The sequence below is a fragment of the Marinobacter sp. L-80 genome, from assembly GCF_056859395.1.
Genome location: NZ_JBSXOI010000070.1, coordinates 470,158 through 487,250 on the forward strand (window position 1 = coordinate 470,158; position 17,093 = coordinate 487,250).

The following is a 17,093-nucleotide window of genomic DNA, read 5'->3' on the forward strand; positions in this document are numbered from 1 at the left end:
ACGGTCGAGTGCAGTCTGATGAGTCACGATATATCCAGCTTGCGAAAGTTTGTCTCACCGGAAATCGTATTTGGTGCCGGCTCCCGGAAGTCCGTGGCCAACTTCGCCAGTAATTTCGGTGCCCGGCATGTCTTTCTGGTGTCCGATCCGGGTGTGGCTGCCGCCGGTTGGGTCGATGAGATCGTGACGCTGCTGACCGATGCAGGTATCCGCTCCACCGTTTATACCGGTGTTTCACCAAACCCCAAGGTGGATGAGGTGATGACCGGGGCCGAGCTCTACAAATCCAGTGAATGTGATGTCATTGTCGCCATCGGTGGCGGCAGCCCCATGGACTGCGCCAAGGGCATCGGTATCGTGGCCACTCACGGTCGCAGCATCCTGGAGTTCGAGGGCGTCGATACCATCACCAACCCGTCACCGCCTCTGATACTGATTCCCACCACGGCAGGTACCTCGGCGGATGTGTCCCAGTTTGCGATCATTTCCGACCCCAACCGCCGGTTCAAATTCTCGATCATCAGCAAGGCCGTAGTGCCGGATGTTTCCCTGATCGATCCGGAAGTTACCGAGACCATGGATGCCTACCTCACCGCCTGCACCGGGGTGGATGCCCTGGTGCATGCCATTGAGGCTTACGTGTCGACTGGCAGCGGCCCGCTGACCGATACCCATGCCCTGGAGGCAATCCGGTTAATCAACCGGAATCTCGAGCCGCTGGTGGACAACACGGCAGATCCCTATCTCCGGGAGCAGATCATGCTGGCCTCCATGCAGGCGGGGCTGGCCTTCTCCAATGCCATTCTCGGGGCAGTACACGCCATGTCCCATAGCCTGGGTGGTTTCCTGGATTTGCCCCATGGTCTGTGTAATGCGCTGCTGCTGGAGCACGTGGTGGCTTACAACTTCCAGTCTGCCGAAGATCGTTTCCGCCGCGTTGCCGAAGCCATGGATATCGATACCCGTGGAATGGCCAAGCCGGAAATCAAAAAACGGTTAATGAACCGCATTGTAGAGCTCAAGCGTCGGGTTGGGCTGGAGGCGCGTCTCGCCCAGCTGGGTGTTTCGGTGTCCGACATTCCCCACCTGTCCGGCTTTGCGTTGCAGGACCCGTGCATTCTCACCAACCCCCGGAAGTCGTCGCTGCGGGATGTCCAGGTTGTCTATGAAGAAGCCCTCTGACAGCAAGGATGGCGAACAGGACAGTAGCTACGGAATTGGCGATCTTCTCGGGCTGGGCAGCCAGTCCGTCCGCAAGAACTATTACCCGGCTCTGCAGGAACGCATTGACGAGCTGGAGCAGGAACGCAACCGCTACAAATGGCTTTTCGAGAACGCGCTGCACGGTATCTTCCAGGCCAACCTGCGGGGCGGCTTTCTGGCCTGCAACCCGGCGATGGCGAGAATCTGCGGTTATGACAGCCCCGAGGCGCTCACGGAAAAGGTCATCCGGCTCCGTGAACAGTTGTTCTGCAGTTCCAGTGAATTCGATGCCATACGTCAGGAGCTTCTCGACGAGGGCAGTCTGAGTGCCCGGGAAACCCGTTTCCAGCGTGCTGATCGCACGCCGGTCCACGTTGCTGTCACCCTGCTGCGACGCCCGGACCTCGGACCGGAAGTGGTGGAAGCCTTCGTTGCCGACATTACCGAGCGAGTGTTGGCCCGGCAGAAACTGGAGCAGTTGAACGCCACCCTCGAGCGGCGCGTGGAAGAGCGGACCGAAGCACTGCAGAATGCCAATGTGGGCCTGCGCTACCAGATTGAGGAGCGCGAGAAGGTTGAGCGCGAGCTCTTTGTTGCCATGGAAGCCGCCAAAGAGGCCAACCGCAGCAAGGATAAATATCTCGCGGCGGCCAGCCATGACCTGCTCCAGCCCCTGAATGCAGCCCGGCTGATGATATCCGCGCTCCAGGACAGCACGCTGCCGGAACAGGAAACCCGCATGGTGCACCAGGTACATCGGGCTCTGGAGGGCGCCGAAGACCTGCTGGCGGACCTGCTGGATATCTCCAAGCTCGACCAGCAGGCAATGAAGCCTGATCTGGTTTATACCGATGTGGCCGCCCTGGCCAGATCCCTCGGGGAGGAGTTCGAGGCCGTTGCCAGCAATGCCGGCCTCGGGTTCCGGGTACGCACCATTCCGGCGATGGTGCGAACAGATCAGCGCATGCTGACCCGTATCCTCCGAAATCTTCTCAGCAATGCCTTCCGGTACACCCGCAAGGGCGGTGTTGTCATGGCGTTGAGATCCCGCGGCGACCGTCTGCGGATTGAAGTCTGGGATACCGGTGTTGGCATCGAGGAAGACAAGCTGCGGGACATTTTCACCGAGTTTCACCAGCTGTTGCCCCAGGGCACCGGCGGCCGGCAGGGTGTGGGCCTGGGGCTGGCCATCGTGGAACGGATGGTTCGGGTGCTGGGGTACGACATTGATGTGTCATCACGGCCCGGTCGTGGCTCCCGCTTCGTGCTGACCCTGCCGCTTGAACCCGCTCAGGCCAGACCGGATATGGCCCGTACAGATTCGCTCCAGAATTTCGCCGATGGCTTTGATGGTGTGCCGGTGCTGGTGATCGACAACGAGCCGGCGGTGTTGGAGAGCATGCAGTTGCTGCTGGAGCGTTGGGGCTGTGATGTGCTCACAGCCGCAAGCAAGGCAGAGGCCGTGGAGGCTCTCGAGCAAACCGGCCAGATACCGGCCCTTATCCTTGCGGACTATCACCTGAACAATGAGCGAACCGGTTACGATGCAGTTCACGGGGTTCGCCGCCACCTTGGTCGGGATATTCCCGCCGCCATCATTACCGCAGATCGCAGCGATGACACCCGCAAGATACTGCGCGCCCAGTACCTGCCAATACTGAACAAGCCGGTGAAACCCAACCGGCTCAGGGCCCTGATGACCAGCCTGCTGACCTCTGCCTCGGCGTGACCCCTTCTCGCCCGTCCTGTAAGACCTTCTTACATACACTCTGAAGCCCTTCGCGAAATACTCCCTCAACCGGTCTCCGATACCGGCAGGTTTCAAAACATCTGAGGGAGTAACAGATGAAAACAACAACGATTGGCCGGAAAGCCGGCAGTGGATTTGGGCATTGGTGGCTGGCAATGATCGGCGCCGGGCTATTGGCCGGTTGCGGCGGTGGGGGCGGCGAGACGGAGGTGTCCAGCCCCTCGGATTTCGACCCCCCGGCGGAGCCCGTGAACATAGGGGGCGATGCCGAGCTTTATGATCCCGAGCGGCTGATTGATGTGTCGGTCTCCATGAGCTCCGCCGATTTCAGCAAACTGAAATCGGAAGCCCGAACCCTGGCCAGCACCGACCGGGAATGTGTGCCCGAGTTCGAATACACGGAATTCACGGCCAGCGTCACCATCGACGGTGACCGTATGGACCGGGTGATCGTGCGCAAGAAGGGCTACATGGGCTCCCTGAGCCCCAGTATCCCCTCTCTCAAGCTGGACTTTAACGATCTCTGGCCTGGCCGCACCTATCAGAACATGACCCGGATGACCCTGAACAATAACCGCCAGGACCCCTCCAATGCCCGCCAGTGCATGGCCTATGACCAGTTTCGGCAGGCCGGGCTCGCGGCGCCGAAATGCAATTACGCCAGAGTGTCTGTTAATGGCGAGGATCTGGGTGTGTTTACCAATGTCGAGCCTATCAAGAAGCCCTTTCTGGCACGGGTATTCGGGGACGACGACGGTAACCAGTACGAAGCCCAAACGGCGGACTTCGGTACCTGGCTGAGCGAACGTTTCGAGAAAAAGACCAACGAAAAAGAAAACGACCGGACTGACCTGCAGGCCGTTACCGATGCTCTGGACTTGCCCGATGAGCAGATGGTGAATGTATTGCCGCAGCTGGTGGATGTGGATGAATTTATCCGGTTCTGGGCGCTGGAAACCCTGTTGGGCGCCTGGGATTCCGCCACTGGCAACGCCAACAATTTCCACATCTATCGGGATCCCGGAGACGGCCTGTTCCATTTTATTCCCTGGGGCGCTGATACGGCCTTTCGTGGGGCGCATCCCCTGAAGCCGCTCACGGGGGTGCTATACCGCAACTTCTCGCTGGCGGACCGGCTTTTCAGCATTCCCGAGTACCGGGCGCGCTATGAGGCCGAGCTTGAAGACCTGCTGGCCACCCAGTGGGATGAGGCCGATTTGCTGGCGGAAGTGGAGCGGATACGTGAACTCACCGGCACCAGCGCGGAGGCGACTGCCAGCCTGAATGCCTTCATTGGTGGCCGCGGCGTGGCCGGTGATGACGATTTCCGGCCTGCCCGCCGAGCTGTTATTGAACAGGCCATCGCCGAGGAGACGCCCTCCGGGGAAGTGTACCGGCTTGCGGACACGCAACCGGATTGCAGCGTGCCGGCGACAACCAGCCTGACCGGCACCATCAAGTCCGAGGACGGTGCCGACACAGGTGCCTTCCGCTTCACGCTGCCCGGAGGTCGGGCGGTGAACGCGAGCCTGACTTTTGCCGCCTTCGAGGTGGACAGCCTGGTTTACTCGGTTGATCGCGAATCAAAGCCGGCGGTGATCAGCCTCCTGCTGATTGGCGCGGATATCAACGACAACTTCACGCCCTATGTGCTGCAACTGTTTATCGAGGCATCCGATTACGTGCCGGGCACACACGAGTTCCATGGCTTTGCCACCAACGCTCTGTTGTTTGAGGTGGATGAAAGCCAGCCCGGGGATGTGCGCACCCTGGCCCTTGGCGCAGAGGGCAGTATTACTGTCATCGGGGTGGGATCCGGGGCCAGTGAGGGCGACGTGGAACTGAGCCTGAACGCCACCCTGGAATACGATTCGGCGATTCGATGAACATGGCTGTCGCCAGCCCGCTGGAAGGATTCCGCGGGCATTGTCTGGCCGAACAGATGCAGGCCCGTTTGATGAATCGGGTCGACACCAAGTTTTTGGTGCCTGCATACCTGCTGGATGCCTGTCTGCGTGGATTGGAGCACCATTACTCCATCCTGGAGATCGACGGGCGCCGGCGGTTTACCTACGACACCCTGTATTTCGATACACCGGAACGCCAGCTTTACCTGGATCACCACAACGGCAAGTTGAACCGGTTCAAGCTCCGTATCCGGCACTACCGTGAAACCGGGGACAGCTTCCTGGAGGTCAAGAAAAAGAACAACAGGGAGAGAACCATCAAGAACCGTTTGCCGCTGACATCGCAAACCGTTGCGAGCAGCCGGGTGGTCCCTTTCCTTGAAGAGCAATTGGGCCGACCGGTGGCAGGGATGCTGCCGGCTCTTTTTGTCGGCTACCGCCGGATGACCTTCATGAGCGCACGGGGGACCGAGCGTATTACGGTGGATACAGGGCTGGGTTTTCACTCGGCCGACCGTCGCAGCGGTCTGTGCCTGCCTGATGTTGCCGTTTTCGAGGTCAAGTACGATCGCAAGGTCCCATATTCCCCTTTCCTGGAACGTCTTGGTCAGCTCGGCTGCCGCCCCGTGCAGTTCAGCAAATACTGCATCGGCACAAGCCTGTTGTTCGGCCACGAATGCAAAACCAATCGCTTCAAACCGCTGTTAAGGAGACTTCATGGAATCTGCAGTTGATGTCCATTTTGCGATCCGGCTTTTGATCAATACCGCCTCCGTGTTTGTGCTGATTCGCTGCTACTACGCGTTTTCCCGTCACCGGGAGAATGCCGCCTCGTTCATTCTGTTTGGTGTCGGCGTTTTCCTGGTGACCGCATTGCTTCATTCGGTCACCGTCACCATGGGCTTTGCCTTCGGTCTGTTCGCCGTTTTCTCGATGCTCCGGTACCGAACCGAGGCCCTGGGCATAAAGGAAATGACCTACCTGTTTCTGGTGATCGCCATGGCCCTGCTGGCAGCAGTTGGCAACATGCACCACCTGGAGCTGGTGTTTCTGAACCTGCTGGTCATTGTTCTGGCGCTGGTGCTCGAAACCCGTGTGCTTTTGCCGCGACACAGTGAGAGAGAGGTGGAGTACGAAAAGATAGAGAACGTTCACCGGGACCGCCGGGAGTTGCTCATTGCGGACCTGCGAGAGCGCACCGGTCTGGATGTGTTTCGGGTGGATGTGGTGTCTGTCAGCTATCTGAGGGACACCGCCATGTTGCGTATGCACTTTCGTCAGGAGGCCGATCATGCTCGCTGAGCTGAAATGGGCGTGGATGGTGATCGGTCTGACACTGGCGTTCATGTTACAGCCTCTGCTCGCTGTGGCTTCCCCTGTCGAGGCAGAAGTGGGCGGTTACGTCGCCGCCGGTGTTGACCATTACGGGTCATTTTATGATGAAGACGGTGAGCGCAGCACAGCCCGGGGCGTCCTGAGAAATGCGAAAATTGAACTGGAACTGGCCTTGGGCAAGCGCTGGGAGGCAGAGCTGGATGGCAGCTACAAGATTGAAGGCGACAAGAAAGAGCTGGATCTGGGCGATGCCTATCTCCTGTATGACGGGGAGAGCCGTTTCGAGGCTCAAATTGGGCGCTTCAAGGAGCCTTTTGGCCTGGAACGCCTCGCCAGCTACACCAGCCTGAACACCAGCGAACGTTCGCTGGTGACCTCGGCGTTCGCACCGGGGCGTTCCATCGGTGTTATGGCGGGGCAGTACCGCAAACGCGGCACCTGGTCCCTGGGTCTGTTCACCGATGAGCCCGATGGTGGCTCCACTCACGCTATAACCGCGAGACTGACCCGTGCCCCCATTCGTTCAGAAAACCAGACCCTACATCTGGGCGCCGCGGCCTCTTATCGTGATCTTGGCGACAGCCGCTTTCAGATCAAGGATGAGGGAGAGGTGTTCAGTGCCGATAATGTCATCCGCAGCCCACGATTCGAGGCTGGTGATGCTTGGCTGGCAGGTCTCGAGGCCGCCTGGCTTTATCATCGTCTGACCCTCGTGGCGGAGGCCATGGCTCAGAGCGTGCGTCGAACCGACGGGTCACGCTGGCAGTTCGGTGGCGCCTACCTCCAGGCCGGTGTGTTCCTGACCGATGATCGGCGCTATTACAGCCGGGGTGAGTTTGACTGGATAGAGCCCCGGCACCGGGCGGGCGCCCTGGAACTGGTCGCACGGCACAGTGCTGTGGACCTGAGAGACCGGAACCTGGGCGCCGAGGCGAGTGTGACGCTGCTGGGTCTTGCCTGGTATCTGGGCGAGCTGTTCCAGCTGCGCCTGAATTACCTGATGCCGGATATTCGCGGCAATACCCTGATGGCCGTGCCGGACGGAGACGCTGTTACCCTGCGTGCTGTGCTGCGGTTCTAGGCAGCGTGAGGGTCACCTGCGTCCACTGGCCGGGTTCGCTGGTAATCGACATGTTGCCCTTGTGATGGCGCATGATGGTCTGACAGATACTGAGGCCCAGCCCCAGGTTGTCCGGTGTATCACTGGTGGAATAGAACGGATCAGTGAGCCGCTTCATATCGTCTGGCGCGATGCCCTGGCCGTTGTCCCGAATTACGATTCGATGGGCACTGTCAGCGCTTTCGGCCGTTATCTCGATTTTGCCGGGCTGCCGGTTTTTGCTCACGGCAGAGACGCCATTGAGCAGCAGGTTAACGAACACCTGGGTCAGGGCAGATGGATAGCAGGGAACGGTCGTTCCCTCCGGGATGTCAGTCTGAAGCTCGACACCTCGTAGCTGATGCTGGCAGAAGCGGGTGGCGGTGGTCACCAGTTTGCCGAGGTCTGCCGTTTCCAGGCTGTGTTCAGGGACGGGGCGGGAAAACTCGATCAGGTCAGACACAATATCGGCAATGCGTTTCTGGTGGGTGCTAGCGTCGGTCAGGGCGTCTGCGACCTCGACATCCCGGTTTACCGAGTTGGCAAAATCCACGGCCTGGCTGGCGCAGTTCAACGGGTTCATGATCTCGTGGAGCAGCCCCTTAGCCATATGGCTAAGGGCCTGATGTTTCTGTTCCTGGGCCAGTCTTTCTTCCGTTGATTTCAGGGTTTCCAAAGTGCGGGAAAGTTGTCGATTCCGGTCTCGGAGCAGGAATTGGAGCGCCAGCAGGTTGCGCAGGAACTGCGACAGGAACCAGGCCGATAGCGGTGCGACCACCAGGCACATCAGAATCAGCCAGTTGGTCAGAATGCCGATCAGGGTGTCGCTTACCTGAGTGCTGTCGACCGCCACGAACGTGGCGAGTACCAGCAGTGTCAGGTTGATCAGGATAATCACGCTGGTGTGGAACAGGGACAGGGTAATGATGCCCACGGAGCTGATGAAAAAGAACAAGCCCACGATGGGAGCGAGCGACGCGCCCGTTGTCATGTATCCCAGGTAGCTGAACGCCGCCATGTTGAAAAACACCAGGTAGACAATCATCGGCGCTGACCGGCGCAGGCGCGTGAACCGGTGAGCGGCGATCAGACCGGTCAGAATCGCGGTGTAGATGAGGTAGATACCGAATACGTCCGGTGCATCCGGGTTCAGGGCCAGGCCCCCGAGAAACAGCAGGGTACCGATAAAGGCAATCACCAGGTAAACGTCGGCGAACAGGGGCAGCACCCGGTACCGATACTGGGTGTGGTAGAAGCGTTCGAAGCGTCGCTGTCGGTAGGCGGGCAGCTGGCGGATCTGATCCATCCCGGAAAGCAGTTTCACTCGGCGGCTCCGTGTTGGTGTCGTTGCATAAAGAGAATGAGCTCGGGCAGGCGCTCGAAGCCCAATTTCACGAAAATCCGGTCCTTGTAGGAATGCACCGTCTTGCAGGAAACGCCAAGCCTGCCTGCAATATCGCGTACCGGCAGCCGGCTGGCCATCAGCTGTGCCACTTCCCGCTCCCGTCCGGACAAGGCCTGATAGGCGAGCATGGCGGCCGGTGCTGGTTCCTGCTGCCAGTTACCGACATAAACCTGCCCGTTTCGAATGTAGAAGAGCGTCTTGATCAACTCCTGCACTGGCTGGTCCTTGGACACCACGGCCTTGATGCCTGCTTCCAGATAGATCGCCATCCGCCCGCTGCTGACCGGCGTGTCCGATATCAGCAGCACGGACAATGACGGATTCACCGCCAATGCATGCTCGGCGATGGTGAGCCCGTCGTTGTCCTGCAGGTTTTCCTCAATCAGCAGTACCGAAGGGGTGGCCCTCTTTAGCCGATTGAGCGTTGCCACTCCGGTCTCCGATTCGCCAACCAGCTCGACCTCATCGTGCAAGAGGATCTGGAATAGCAGGCTGTCACGGAGCAGTCGCTGCCCCATGGTGACGTACAACCTGAGCCTGCGCTGACCTGACGCCATCAGTCTGCCCTGGCCGGCAGATGGAGACTCAATCGAAGACACTGGTCGCCTCCGGTCACGTCGATATCGCCAGCAAGCAGTCGGGTGCTTACGAAGAGCATCAGAAGAGCGCTCTGCTGCTCCAGCAGGGGGCGGGAGAGGCGGGTGATTGGCGCCAGCAGATGGCTGTACATGTGAAGTGGGCTGGCGCTGGCGACCATGAGGCCGCTTTCGGTCCGGGTCAATTCCAGAGCAGAGCGCTCCAGCCCGGAGGCCTTCATCAGGGTTGCCAGTGCCTGGCAAAGGGCCATCAACGGTGTTTGTGTTTCGCTCGTGCCTGCCGGGTTCTCCAAGGCGTTCGCGAGAGCCTGGTCAAAGGCTTGCCGGTTCTGGATGCCGTGCACGTGGCCTGGCTGAAGGGTGCTGAGCTGCCTGCCCGCCATTCCGGCAAAGTCTCTTACAAGATCATGCTCAAGCGCGGTTTCCCGGCTTGCGCGCAGATGGGGTGGCTGGGCAGGAAGTGTGCGAACGGTTGCCAGGGCATCCAGAAAGTCGGCGGTGATCGGTTCGCCGGTAAAACCGTCCACTCGCTCGTTTAGATGTTCAAGCAGTCTGGCTCGTCGTTGCTGGCGAAGCTCCGCGAACTGTTGTTCTGCAATTGAGCGTGAACGGTCTCTTGCAGAGACCAGGGTGCGATGTTGGACAAGAGCCTTGCGGAAGAGCGACAGCAATTCGGCTGCGTTCCATGGCTTCTTCTGATAGCGGAAGATCCGGCCCTCGTTAACTGCATCCATGGCCACATCAACCTCGCCCCAGGCTGACGTGAGAATTCGGACAATTGTCGGGTGCGACTGGCGTAGTTCGTCCAGCAGCTCTTTGCCATGCATCCCGGGCATTCTCTGGTCTGTCATCACCACCGCGACATCGCTGTCTTTCTGCAACACGAGCTGAGCCTCTTCTGCACTGATGGCGCTCAGCACGCGGAATTCGTCCTGCATGCGCTCCAACTGCCTCGACAGATAACGGGTGGCAGTCGGTTCGTCATCCACGATCAGAATCGCCGGTTTGGGGCCCTCGTGGGCCTCGCTGGTATCCGGAGAGAAGGTTTGTCCTTCGCGGGTAAGCGCGGCTGTGAGCACGTGCGACCGGATAACATCGGGATTGACCGGCTGTTCGAAGCAGCGATCGACCAGCTGATGGTCGAGCAGTTTCACGAGGAGGTTCAGCGCAATGGCATCTCCTATGAGGATCTTCAGAATCCGGGGGTGGTGGTCCCTGGCCCGTGCCAGTAGCGACGACTCAAGATAGTCATCAGCGCGGTTCGGAAGCAGAACGATGGCGGTGGGTATGGTGGCAGCCGAGGGCAGGTAGTCGAGTGCCCCCTGGTCAGTGGCGAACGCGTGAATAACGAAATCGCTGGCAAACAAGGTTTCGAAGTGCTGTCGGTCCTGGTCGTCGTCATACCGGAGAAGGATCTCCGCCGCTCCGCTGGTCGCCATGATTACTCTGTATCCTGTTAATGGGGTAGGGAAGAGATTAGCAACAACAGTGGCTTAGCGGTGTAGGAACTTCCTACAGCAGTGCCTTTGCCGGCAATGAAAACCTGGTTCTGTGACAGCCTTGGCACTATGGACTGTCCTGGCGTCAGGAGCGACTACACTTACCAGAGGCTCATCGAAAGGGAGATAACCATGACAGTTCCTGAGAATGGTCTGACGAATCACGAAGTCACCATCTGCCTGGCTGGCGGTGCCGTGCTGGGTCCGTTCAATGCGACCTGGAGCAAGGATTCCGGTGGGGATGTGCGTGAGCTGGTCCGCGAGTACGATGCGTTTCTGCAGGGTGAAAAGCAGCACCGTTACAAGTTTCACCTGCACGACACCTACACCAACACCGTTCATACCCTGATCCTCAATTTTGAACAGGTTACGGGCATCTGCGACCATGTCCGGCTCAGATCCCAGGGCGGCGGCTGAGCCATGGCCGGGCCCCTGGCGTACACGCCAAGAAGCCCACAGTGCAAATGCACGGACAGGAGGGAATATGAGCGAATTCAGAACGGAAACCGACAGCCTCGGGGACGTCCAGGTACCTGCTGATGCGCTCTGGGGCGCTCAAACCCAGCGGGCGGTGGAAAACTTCCCGGTCAGTGGCCAGCCAATGCCTCAGCCGTTTATTGCCGCCGTTGCCCAGATCAAGCGCGCAGCCGCCGAGGCCAATACCAGCCTGGGCCTGCTCGACAACGATCTGCGGGATGCGATCTCCCAGGCTTGCGAAGATCTGGTCAAGGGCGAATACGCAGATCAGTTTCCGGTAGACCGCTACCAGACCGGCTCCGGCACCAGCACCAATATGAATGTCAACGAGGTGATCGCCAGTATCGCCCGCAACGCAGGCTTCGAGGTGCACCCGAACGATCACGTGAACATGAGCCAGAGCTCCAACGACGTGATTCCAACGGCGATCCACGTGAGTGCCGTGATTGCAGCCAAGGAGAAGCTACTGCCGGCGCTGTCGCATCTTTGCGGTGTGATCTACGAGCAGGAAGCGGCATTTTCCAGCCAGGTAAAAACCGGCCGCACCCACCTGATGGATGCCATGCCGGTGACCCTCGGCCAGGAGTTGAAAACCTGGCGCGAACAGCTTCTGGCCGTGGAAAAGCGGGTAGAAGCCGCAGCTGATGAGCTGTTGGCCGTTCCCCAGGGCGGCACCGCGGTGGGTACCGGAATCAATGCGCTCCCGGAATTTCCGGGCCAGTTCGTCAAGTTCCTGCGGGCCAACACCGGCTATCCCTTTACGTCGCTCGATCACAAATTCACCGGCCAGAGCGCGGTGGATGCCCCGGTGGCCCTCTCCGCACAATTGCGCGGTGCAGCCATCGTGCTGACCAAGATCGCCAACGATCTACGCTGGATGAACAGCGGCCCTATTCACGGCCTGGCTGAAATCAGTCTTCCGGCATTGCAACCGGGCAGCAGTATCATGCCGGGCAAGGTCAATCCGGTCATCCCGGAGTCCGTGGCCATGGTTGGCGCCCAGGTGATGGGGCTGGACAGCGCCGTGGCCATTGCCGGTCAGTCCGGTAATTTCCAGCTCAACGTCATGCTCCCTCTGGTGGGCGGCAACCTGCTGGACATGACCGATTTGCTCGCCAATGCGGCCATCATGCTGGCGGACAAGGCGATCAAGGATTTCACGGTCAATGCCGACAACCTGAACGCAGGTGTGGGCAAGAATCCCGTACTGGTGACAGCGCTTAATCCCGAGATCGGCTACAGCCTGGCGGCAGACATCGCCAAGGAAGCGTATAAAACGGGCCGGCCAGTCATCGATGTGGCGGAGGAACGCAGCGGCCTGAGCCGGGAGCGGCTCGAGGAGTTGATGGATCCGCTCAAGCTGACCCGGGGCGGTATCGCCTGATCGGTCGTTTCAGAGGGGCGCAAACGCTTGCTGATCATCCTGGAGCTGTTTGTGATGCTGGTGCTGGCCAACGGCACGCCGGTGGTTGCGGCCGGGCTGCTGAAAAACCGCTGGTCGGCCCCGGTGGACGGCGGTCGACTGCTGTCCGATGGTCGCCCCGTATTTGGTGAAAGCAAAACCTGGCGGGGTGTTGTATCCGGTGCACTGGCTTGCGGGCTTTTTGCGCTGTTTACCGGGCTGGGATTCGTGTTCGGGCTTCTGTTCGGCCTGCTGGGGCTGGGAGGAGATCTTCTGAGCAGCTTCATGAAGCGTCGAATGGGTTTGGCATCAAGTGCCCGGGCTGTCGGGCTGGATCAGATCCCGGAAGCCCTCCTGCCCATGCTGCTGGCGATGTGGTGGCTGCCGGTGAGCCTGTGGGTAGTGTTGGTTGTCGTGGTGGTTTTTACCCTGTCCAACATCTATGGCTCACCGCTGCTCTACCGTCTCGGTATACGCCGGCAGCCCCACTAAACCGGGCCGCGAGTCAGGGTGTGAAGGGTTACTTCCGGCGGGCAGTTCAGGCGAACGTTTACCACGGACGTTCCGGAACCCGGTGAGGTGTAGCCCTGCATGCCATTCATCCGCCAGTAACCTCGACCGAGTGTGCGCGGGCAGTCAGAGTCGAGAGTCACCGGTATACCTCCGGGCAGGCAGATCTGGCCGCCGTGTGTGTGTCCGCAGAGAAAGACGTCGTAGCCGGCGTGGGCAGCCTCGCGCCAGATCTCCGGCGTATGGCTGAGGAGGATGCTGGTGCCTCCCGCAGGGATATTGTCCCCCGCCTGGTGCAGGTTGTGGACCTTGAAGAAGTGGGCGTCGTCCACACCCGCGAGGTACAGGGTCTGGCCTCCCCGTTCAATGGGCGCCATTTCGTTCATCAGCAGTTGGTAACCCATGTCTTCCAATGCCGGTACCATGCGAACGCTGTCGTGGTTACCCAGAACCGCATAGGGCTTGCTTTTTATACCGTCCCTCAGCCGCGCCATGCCGTCCAGGGCGCCCTCAATCGGGCCCCACGTGAGTTTCCGGTAGTCGCCGGTCAACACGCACAGATCGTAGTCTAACGGTTCGATCTGGCGCAGGACTGCCTGCAGGTTGGCTTCGTCCATGTCTACGTGCAGGTCGGTCAGATGCAGAATGCGAAAGCCCTCGAAGGCTTCCGGCAGGCCGGGAAGCTGGAAATGATTGTGCACGGTGTTCAGACGCCGGCTGTTGCTCTGGCCCCGGCCCCAAAGGCCAACCATGCGCAAACAGGTACGGATAAAGCCGGGCGCGGTGGCCCAGTTTTCCAGATGGAATGAGCTGTGATCCTGCCCGAATACCTTCGCTTCAGCTTCCCGTTCAATGCCGAGCCTCTGGCGGGCGTGAACAGGGCCGAGCCTCAGGCTCAGGCGGTATTCCAGGAGTTCATCCTGGTTCTCCGGTGTACGAGCCCTTGCCGTCATTTTTCTTCCCTTATATGCCGAGCCGGGCATGGCCGATGTGCTAAGTGGCAAACCCTGTCTGTCATTATGGATGGCCCTCGAAGGTATGCAACCAAAACGACACAATGTTCATGTTTGATGACACACTGGCGGTGAAACCGGCGGAGCAACAGACTCAGGAGATTTATGACGGAACCATCGAGTGATGACAGGCTGTCGTTCAGCCAGATTTTCCTGCTGTTCCTTCGGCTGGGGCTGACGTCGTTTGGTGGTCCGGCAGCGCATCTCGGATTCTTTCACGATGAATTTGTCAAACGTCGGCGGTGGCTCTCAGACAGTGCCTACGCAGAAGTTGTGGCCCTCTGCCAGTTGCTGCCGGGACCGGCTTCCAGCCAGGTCGGTCTAACCATCGGGTTCCTGCGCGGCCATTACCGCGGCGGACTCGCAGCGTGGCTGGGGTTCACCCTGCCATCGGCGGTGATCATGATTGGTCTTGCGTTGGGGTTGAACGCCTGGCCAGAGGCCAGCAGTGGCGGCTGGGTACAGGGTCTCAAGTTGTTTGTGGTGGCGGTGGTGGCCAAGGCGGTCTGGCAGATGGGAACAACCCTGTGCCCGGACCGTCCCCGAATCGCCATGGCGTTGCTGGTAGCGGTGAGCCTTCTGATGATGGGCGAAACCTGGATGCAGATACTGGCGTTGGTCATTGCCGGGGCTGTGGGTTCCTTTCTGGGGTTGGGGAGCGGAGAGGCATCTGAGCCGCTGCATGTGCCACTGCAATCCCGGAAACCTGCGCTTTTTGCGGGGGCCTTTTTGATTCTGTTGTTGGTTTCCTTTCTGCCTCAGGCCACCGGCAGTCTTGGCTGGATAGGCGCTGAAATGTACCGGGCCGGTGCCCTGGTGTTTGGCGGCGGACATGTAGTGCTGCCCTGGCTGCAGGAGGGCTTCGTGGCCTCCGGTGCCATGCCGGCGGACACTTTCCTGGCGGGGTATGGCGTTGCCCAGGCTATGCCGGGACCGCTGTTTTCCTTTTCAGGATTTCTGGGTGGTTCACAGGCCGGTGTTCTCGGTGGTGTGATTGCGGTACTGGCTGTGTTCCTCCCGGGAACCCTGCTTGTATTCGCCGGTCTTCCCCTATGGAGCTGGCTTCGGGAGCATCGTCGCGCCCGGTCAGCGCTGGCCGGCGTGAATGCAGGCGTGGTGGGGTTGTTGCTGGCGGCTCTCTACGATCCGGTCTGGGTCTCCGCCGTCCATGGTGCGCATGATCTGGCACTCGTGCTCGCCATTTGGGTCTGTCTCGCTGTCTGGCGGGTTCCGGTCTGGGTACTGGCGCCGCTGAGTGCGCTGGCTGGAGTGATCCTGCTGTCCTGATCAACGTACATATAATCCCTTCTTCCTGAGCCGGCACATGGGTTGGCAAATCGGCAGGTTTCCAGCCACAATCGAGCGGTTAAAGGCAGATAATTCGAACGCAGAGGTTACCATGACGACATCCTGCAGTATCCCGGGTCTCAACGTACCACGTAGCCGTTTTCCCGATCCTGAACAGGACCTGCCTGCGGCCGAGGGCGAACAGCGTGTCGTGCTGGCTGGCGGCTGTTTCTGGTGTGTGGAAGCCGTTTTCCTGGCCATCGATGGCGTAACCAGGGTTGAGTCCGGTTACGCTGGCGGTCACGCCAGCTCTGCCAATTATGAGGCCGTATGCTCAGGTACTACCGGCCACGCAGAAGTGGTGGATGTTCACTATGATCCTGCCAGGGTCAGTTTTGGCGAACTGCTAAAGGTGTTCTTCTCGGTTGCTCACGATCCCACCCAGTTGAACCGCCAGGGCAACGACCGGGGCACCCAGTACCGCTCGGCTGTGTTCTACGAGACTGCCGAACAGCGGCGGGTAGCCGAGGCCTACATCCACCAGCTCAATCAGGCCGAAGTGTACCCGGATCCGATAGTGACCACGCTGGAGCCGCTGGAGGCATTTTACCCGGCAGAAGAGTACCACCAGAATTTTGCTGCCCGGAATCCCTACCAGCCATACATCATGGCCGTGGCCGCCCCGAAAATGGAAAAGCTTGTAGACAGCTATCCTGATCGCCTGAAGCCGGAATTTACAGACAACGACGCAGGCAGCACCGCCTGAGGAGGCAGACTATGGGAGTTTCCGCTGCAGGTTATGACCTGACACCACTAAACGAAGCACAGGTTGAGGAGAAAGCTGCGGATCTGACATCGGAAGAGCGGCGCGTGCTGCTCGACCATGGCACCGAGCATCCGTTTTGCGGAACCTTGCTGGATAACAAAAAAGCCGGTGTTTACCACTGCCGGCTTTGCGATCTGCCTTTGTTCAGCTCGGACTCGAAGTTTGACTCGGGAACCGGCTGGCCGAGTTTCTTCCAGCCCTTTGATCCGGAGCATATCCGATACATTGAGGACACAAGTCTTGGCATGACCCGCACCGAAATCCGCTGTCCCCGTTGCGACAGCCATCTCGGCCATGTCTTTCCTGACGGCCCGCCGCCAACCGGGCAGCGCTACTGCCTGAACTCGGTTGCCATGGTGTTTCAGGAAAACGCCTGAGACGAAAAAAGGGGGCCGCAGGGCCCCCGATTCTATTTATTGCCGCCTGTCACAGTCGCCACGTAGTGGGCCACCGCATTTATCTGTTCCTCAGACAGCGACTCGTTGAACGCCGGCATGACACCCACCCCGCTGGTTACGGCATTGACCACCTGTTCCATCGTGGGTTTGAGTTCATCGAGATCCGGGCCGATGGCACCAGCCGAACCGGCGTCCGCCAGGGTGTGGCATATGGTGCAGGAAGGTTGAGCCTCCTGAGTGAATACCTGTTTCCCCTTGTCAAAGTCGCTGGCCATCGTCAGGGGCGACAGTCCGATCAGAGCTATGGCGCCCAGTACTGCAGTTTTTCTCATATCATTGCTTTCCGGATAGGTCGGAGCCGCCTTACTCCCGGGTCGGCTCCGCCA

At 59.6% G+C, this 17,093-nt stretch carries 17 protein-coding genes; 12 read left to right on the top strand and 5 right to left on the bottom strand.

What is annotated here, in order from left to right:
- Window positions 1–18: 18 nt before the first annotated feature.
- The 6 genes from ercA (at window position 19) to AC13E3_RS15245 (ending at window position 7,276) form a co-directional block, all read left to right on the top strand.
- A complete protein-coding gene (ercA, locus tag AC13E3_RS15220) occupies window positions 19–1,182 on the top strand; it encodes an alcohol dehydrogenase-like regulatory protein ErcA (RefSeq protein ID WP_008171044.1) in 1,164 nt (387 codons plus the stop codon).
- The gene (locus AC13E3_RS15225) at window positions 1,166–2,932 is read left to right on the top strand and encodes a PAS domain-containing hybrid sensor histidine kinase/response regulator (protein ID WP_008171045.1); all 1,767 of its coding nucleotides are present in this window, start codon (window positions 1,166–1,168) and stop codon (window positions 2,930–2,932) included. Before ercA ends, AC13E3_RS15225 begins: the two co-directional genes overlap by 17 nt.
- Window positions 2,933–3,048: 116 nt before the next feature.
- Window positions 3,049–4,839 carry a CotH kinase family protein gene (locus AC13E3_RS15230; RefSeq protein WP_008171046.1) on the top strand — a complete coding sequence of 597 codons (1,791 nt, stop codon included), beginning with the start codon at window positions 3,049–3,051 and terminating at the stop codon, window positions 4,837–4,839.
- Complete coding sequence (locus tag AC13E3_RS15235) at window positions 4,836–5,594, top strand: polyphosphate polymerase domain-containing protein (protein WP_008171048.1); 759 nt, start codon at window positions 4,836–4,838, stop codon at window positions 5,592–5,594. Before AC13E3_RS15230 ends, AC13E3_RS15235 begins: the two co-directional genes overlap by 4 nt.
- Window positions 5,578–6,162: a DUF4956 domain-containing protein gene (locus AC13E3_RS15240; protein WP_008171050.1), complete on the top strand. Its 585-nt coding sequence runs from the start codon at window positions 5,578–5,580 to the stop codon at window positions 6,160–6,162. The genes AC13E3_RS15235 and AC13E3_RS15240 overlap by 17 nt, the downstream gene beginning before the upstream one ends.
- Window positions 6,152–7,276, top strand: coding sequence for an OprO/OprP family phosphate-selective porin (locus AC13E3_RS15245; RefSeq protein ID WP_008171052.1), 1,125 nt, complete (start codon window positions 6,152–6,154; stop codon window positions 7,274–7,276). The genes AC13E3_RS15240 and AC13E3_RS15245 overlap by 11 nt, the downstream gene beginning before the upstream one ends.
- Here the strand turns inward: AC13E3_RS15245 and AC13E3_RS15250 are convergent.
- The 3 genes from AC13E3_RS15250 to AC13E3_RS15260 are packed head-to-tail and all read right to left on the bottom strand — an operon-like array spanning window position 7,248 to window position 10,734.
- Window positions 7,248–8,618 (bottom strand): sensor histidine kinase, encoded by a 1,371-nt coding sequence (locus tag AC13E3_RS15250; protein ID WP_008171053.1) that lies wholly within the window; start codon window positions 8,616–8,618, stop codon window positions 7,248–7,250. The genes AC13E3_RS15245 and AC13E3_RS15250 overlap by 29 nt on opposite strands.
- Complete coding sequence (locus tag AC13E3_RS15255; RefSeq protein WP_039881850.1) at window positions 8,615–9,256, bottom strand: helix-turn-helix transcriptional regulator; 642 nt, start codon at window positions 9,254–9,256, stop codon at window positions 8,615–8,617. The genes AC13E3_RS15250 and AC13E3_RS15255 overlap by 4 nt, the downstream gene beginning before the upstream one ends.
- Window positions 9,256–10,734 (bottom strand): response regulator, encoded by a 1,479-nt coding sequence (locus tag AC13E3_RS15260; protein ID WP_008171058.1) that lies wholly within the window; start codon window positions 10,732–10,734, stop codon window positions 9,256–9,258. The genes AC13E3_RS15255 and AC13E3_RS15260 overlap by 1 nt, the downstream gene beginning before the upstream one ends.
- A gap of 192 nt (window positions 10,735–10,926) precedes the next feature.
- Between AC13E3_RS15260 and AC13E3_RS15265 the strand changes: the two genes are divergently transcribed.
- The 3 genes from AC13E3_RS15265 to AC13E3_RS15275 all read left to right on the top strand — a co-directional run bounded on the left by AC13E3_RS15265 (window position 10,927) and on the right by AC13E3_RS15275 (window position 13,165).
- Entirely contained in the window at window positions 10,927–11,211 is a 285-nt protein-coding gene (locus AC13E3_RS15265) for a hypothetical protein (protein ID WP_008171059.1), read from the top strand.
- A gap of 67 nt (window positions 11,212–11,278) precedes the next feature.
- The gene (locus tag AC13E3_RS15270; protein ID WP_014578343.1) at window positions 11,279–12,655 is read left to right on the top strand and encodes a class II fumarate hydratase; all 1,377 of its coding nucleotides are present in this window, start codon (window positions 11,279–11,281) and stop codon (window positions 12,653–12,655) included.
- A gap of 27 nt (window positions 12,656–12,682) precedes the next feature.
- The gene (locus tag AC13E3_RS15275; RefSeq protein ID WP_008171063.1) at window positions 12,683–13,165 is read left to right on the top strand and encodes a CDP-archaeol synthase; all 483 of its coding nucleotides are present in this window, start codon (window positions 12,683–12,685) and stop codon (window positions 13,163–13,165) included.
- Here AC13E3_RS15275 and AC13E3_RS15280 read toward each other — a convergent pair.
- Window positions 13,162–14,136, bottom strand: coding sequence for a metallophosphoesterase (locus AC13E3_RS15280; protein ID WP_008171065.1), 975 nt, complete (start codon window positions 14,134–14,136; stop codon window positions 13,162–13,164). The genes AC13E3_RS15275 and AC13E3_RS15280 overlap by 4 nt on opposite strands.
- A 165-nt stretch (window positions 14,137–14,301) precedes the next feature.
- On the opposite strand from AC13E3_RS15280, the gene chrA reads away from it, so the two are divergent.
- The 3 genes from chrA to msrB all read left to right on the top strand — a co-directional run bounded on the left by chrA (window position 14,302) and on the right by msrB (window position 16,686).
- Window positions 14,302–15,483: a chromate efflux transporter gene (chrA, locus tag AC13E3_RS15285; protein WP_053113086.1), complete on the top strand. Its 1,182-nt coding sequence runs from the start codon at window positions 14,302–14,304 to the stop codon at window positions 15,481–15,483.
- A 112-nt stretch (window positions 15,484–15,595) separates the two neighbouring features.
- Window positions 15,596–16,249 (top strand): peptide-methionine (S)-S-oxide reductase MsrA, encoded by a 654-nt coding sequence (msrA, locus tag AC13E3_RS15290; RefSeq protein ID WP_092030602.1) that lies wholly within the window; start codon window positions 15,596–15,598, stop codon window positions 16,247–16,249.
- Between the two features lie 11 nt (window positions 16,250–16,260).
- The gene (msrB, locus tag AC13E3_RS15295; protein WP_008171070.1) at window positions 16,261–16,686 is read left to right on the top strand and encodes a peptide-methionine (R)-S-oxide reductase MsrB; all 426 of its coding nucleotides are present in this window, start codon (window positions 16,261–16,263) and stop codon (window positions 16,684–16,686) included.
- Between the two features lie 32 nt (window positions 16,687–16,718).
- Here the strand turns inward: msrB and sorU are convergent, their stop codons facing one another.
- Window positions 16,719–17,039 (bottom strand): SorU family sulfite dehydrogenase c-type cytochrome subunit, encoded by a 321-nt coding sequence (gene sorU / locus AC13E3_RS15300; RefSeq protein WP_053113084.1) that lies wholly within the window; start codon window positions 17,037–17,039, stop codon window positions 16,719–16,721.
- Between the last annotated feature and the right edge of the window lie 54 nt (window positions 17,040–17,093).

Excerpts from the sequence above, each read along its gene's own strand:
- ercA (WP_008171044.1), top strand. The coding sequence starts at position 19 with ATGAGTCACGATATATCCAGCTTGCGAAAGTTTGTCTCACCGGAAATC.
- AC13E3_RS15225 (WP_008171045.1), top strand. The coding sequence starts at position 1,166 with ATGAAGAAGCCCTCTGACAGCAAGGATGGCGAACAGGACAGTAGCTAC.
- AC13E3_RS15230 (WP_008171046.1), top strand. The coding sequence starts at position 3,049 with ATGAAAACAACAACGATTGGCCGGAAAGCCGGCAGTGGATTTGGGCAT.
- AC13E3_RS15235 (WP_008171048.1), top strand. The coding sequence starts at position 4,836 with ATGAACATGGCTGTCGCCAGCCCGCTGGAAGGATTCCGCGGGCATTGT.
- AC13E3_RS15240 (WP_008171050.1), top strand. The coding sequence starts at position 5,578 with ATGGAATCTGCAGTTGATGTCCATTTTGCGATCCGGCTTTTGATCAAT.
- AC13E3_RS15245 (WP_008171052.1), top strand. The coding sequence starts at position 6,152 with ATGCTCGCTGAGCTGAAATGGGCGTGGATGGTGATCGGTCTGACACTG.
- AC13E3_RS15255 (WP_039881850.1), bottom strand. The coding sequence starts at position 9,256 with ATGGCGTCAGGTCAGCGCAGGCTCAGGTTGTACGTCACCATGGGGCAG.
- AC13E3_RS15260 (WP_008171058.1), bottom strand. The coding sequence starts at position 10,734 with ATGGCGACCAGCGGAGCGGCGGAGATCCTTCTCCGGTATGACGACGAC.
- AC13E3_RS15265 (WP_008171059.1), top strand. The coding sequence starts at position 10,927 with ATGACAGTTCCTGAGAATGGTCTGACGAATCACGAAGTCACCATCTGC.
- AC13E3_RS15270 (WP_014578343.1), top strand. The coding sequence starts at position 11,279 with ATGAGCGAATTCAGAACGGAAACCGACAGCCTCGGGGACGTCCAGGTA.
- AC13E3_RS15280 (WP_008171065.1), bottom strand. The coding sequence starts at position 14,136 with ATGACGGCAAGGGCTCGTACACCGGAGAACCAGGATGAACTCCTGGAA.
- chrA (WP_053113086.1), top strand. The coding sequence starts at position 14,302 with ATGACGGAACCATCGAGTGATGACAGGCTGTCGTTCAGCCAGATTTTC.
- msrA (WP_092030602.1), top strand. The coding sequence starts at position 15,596 with ATGACGACATCCTGCAGTATCCCGGGTCTCAACGTACCACGTAGCCGT.
- msrB (WP_008171070.1), top strand. The coding sequence starts at position 16,261 with ATGGGAGTTTCCGCTGCAGGTTATGACCTGACACCACTAAACGAAGCA.
- sorU (WP_053113084.1), bottom strand. The coding sequence starts at position 17,039 with ATGAGAAAAACTGCAGTACTGGGCGCCATAGCTCTGATCGGACTGTCG.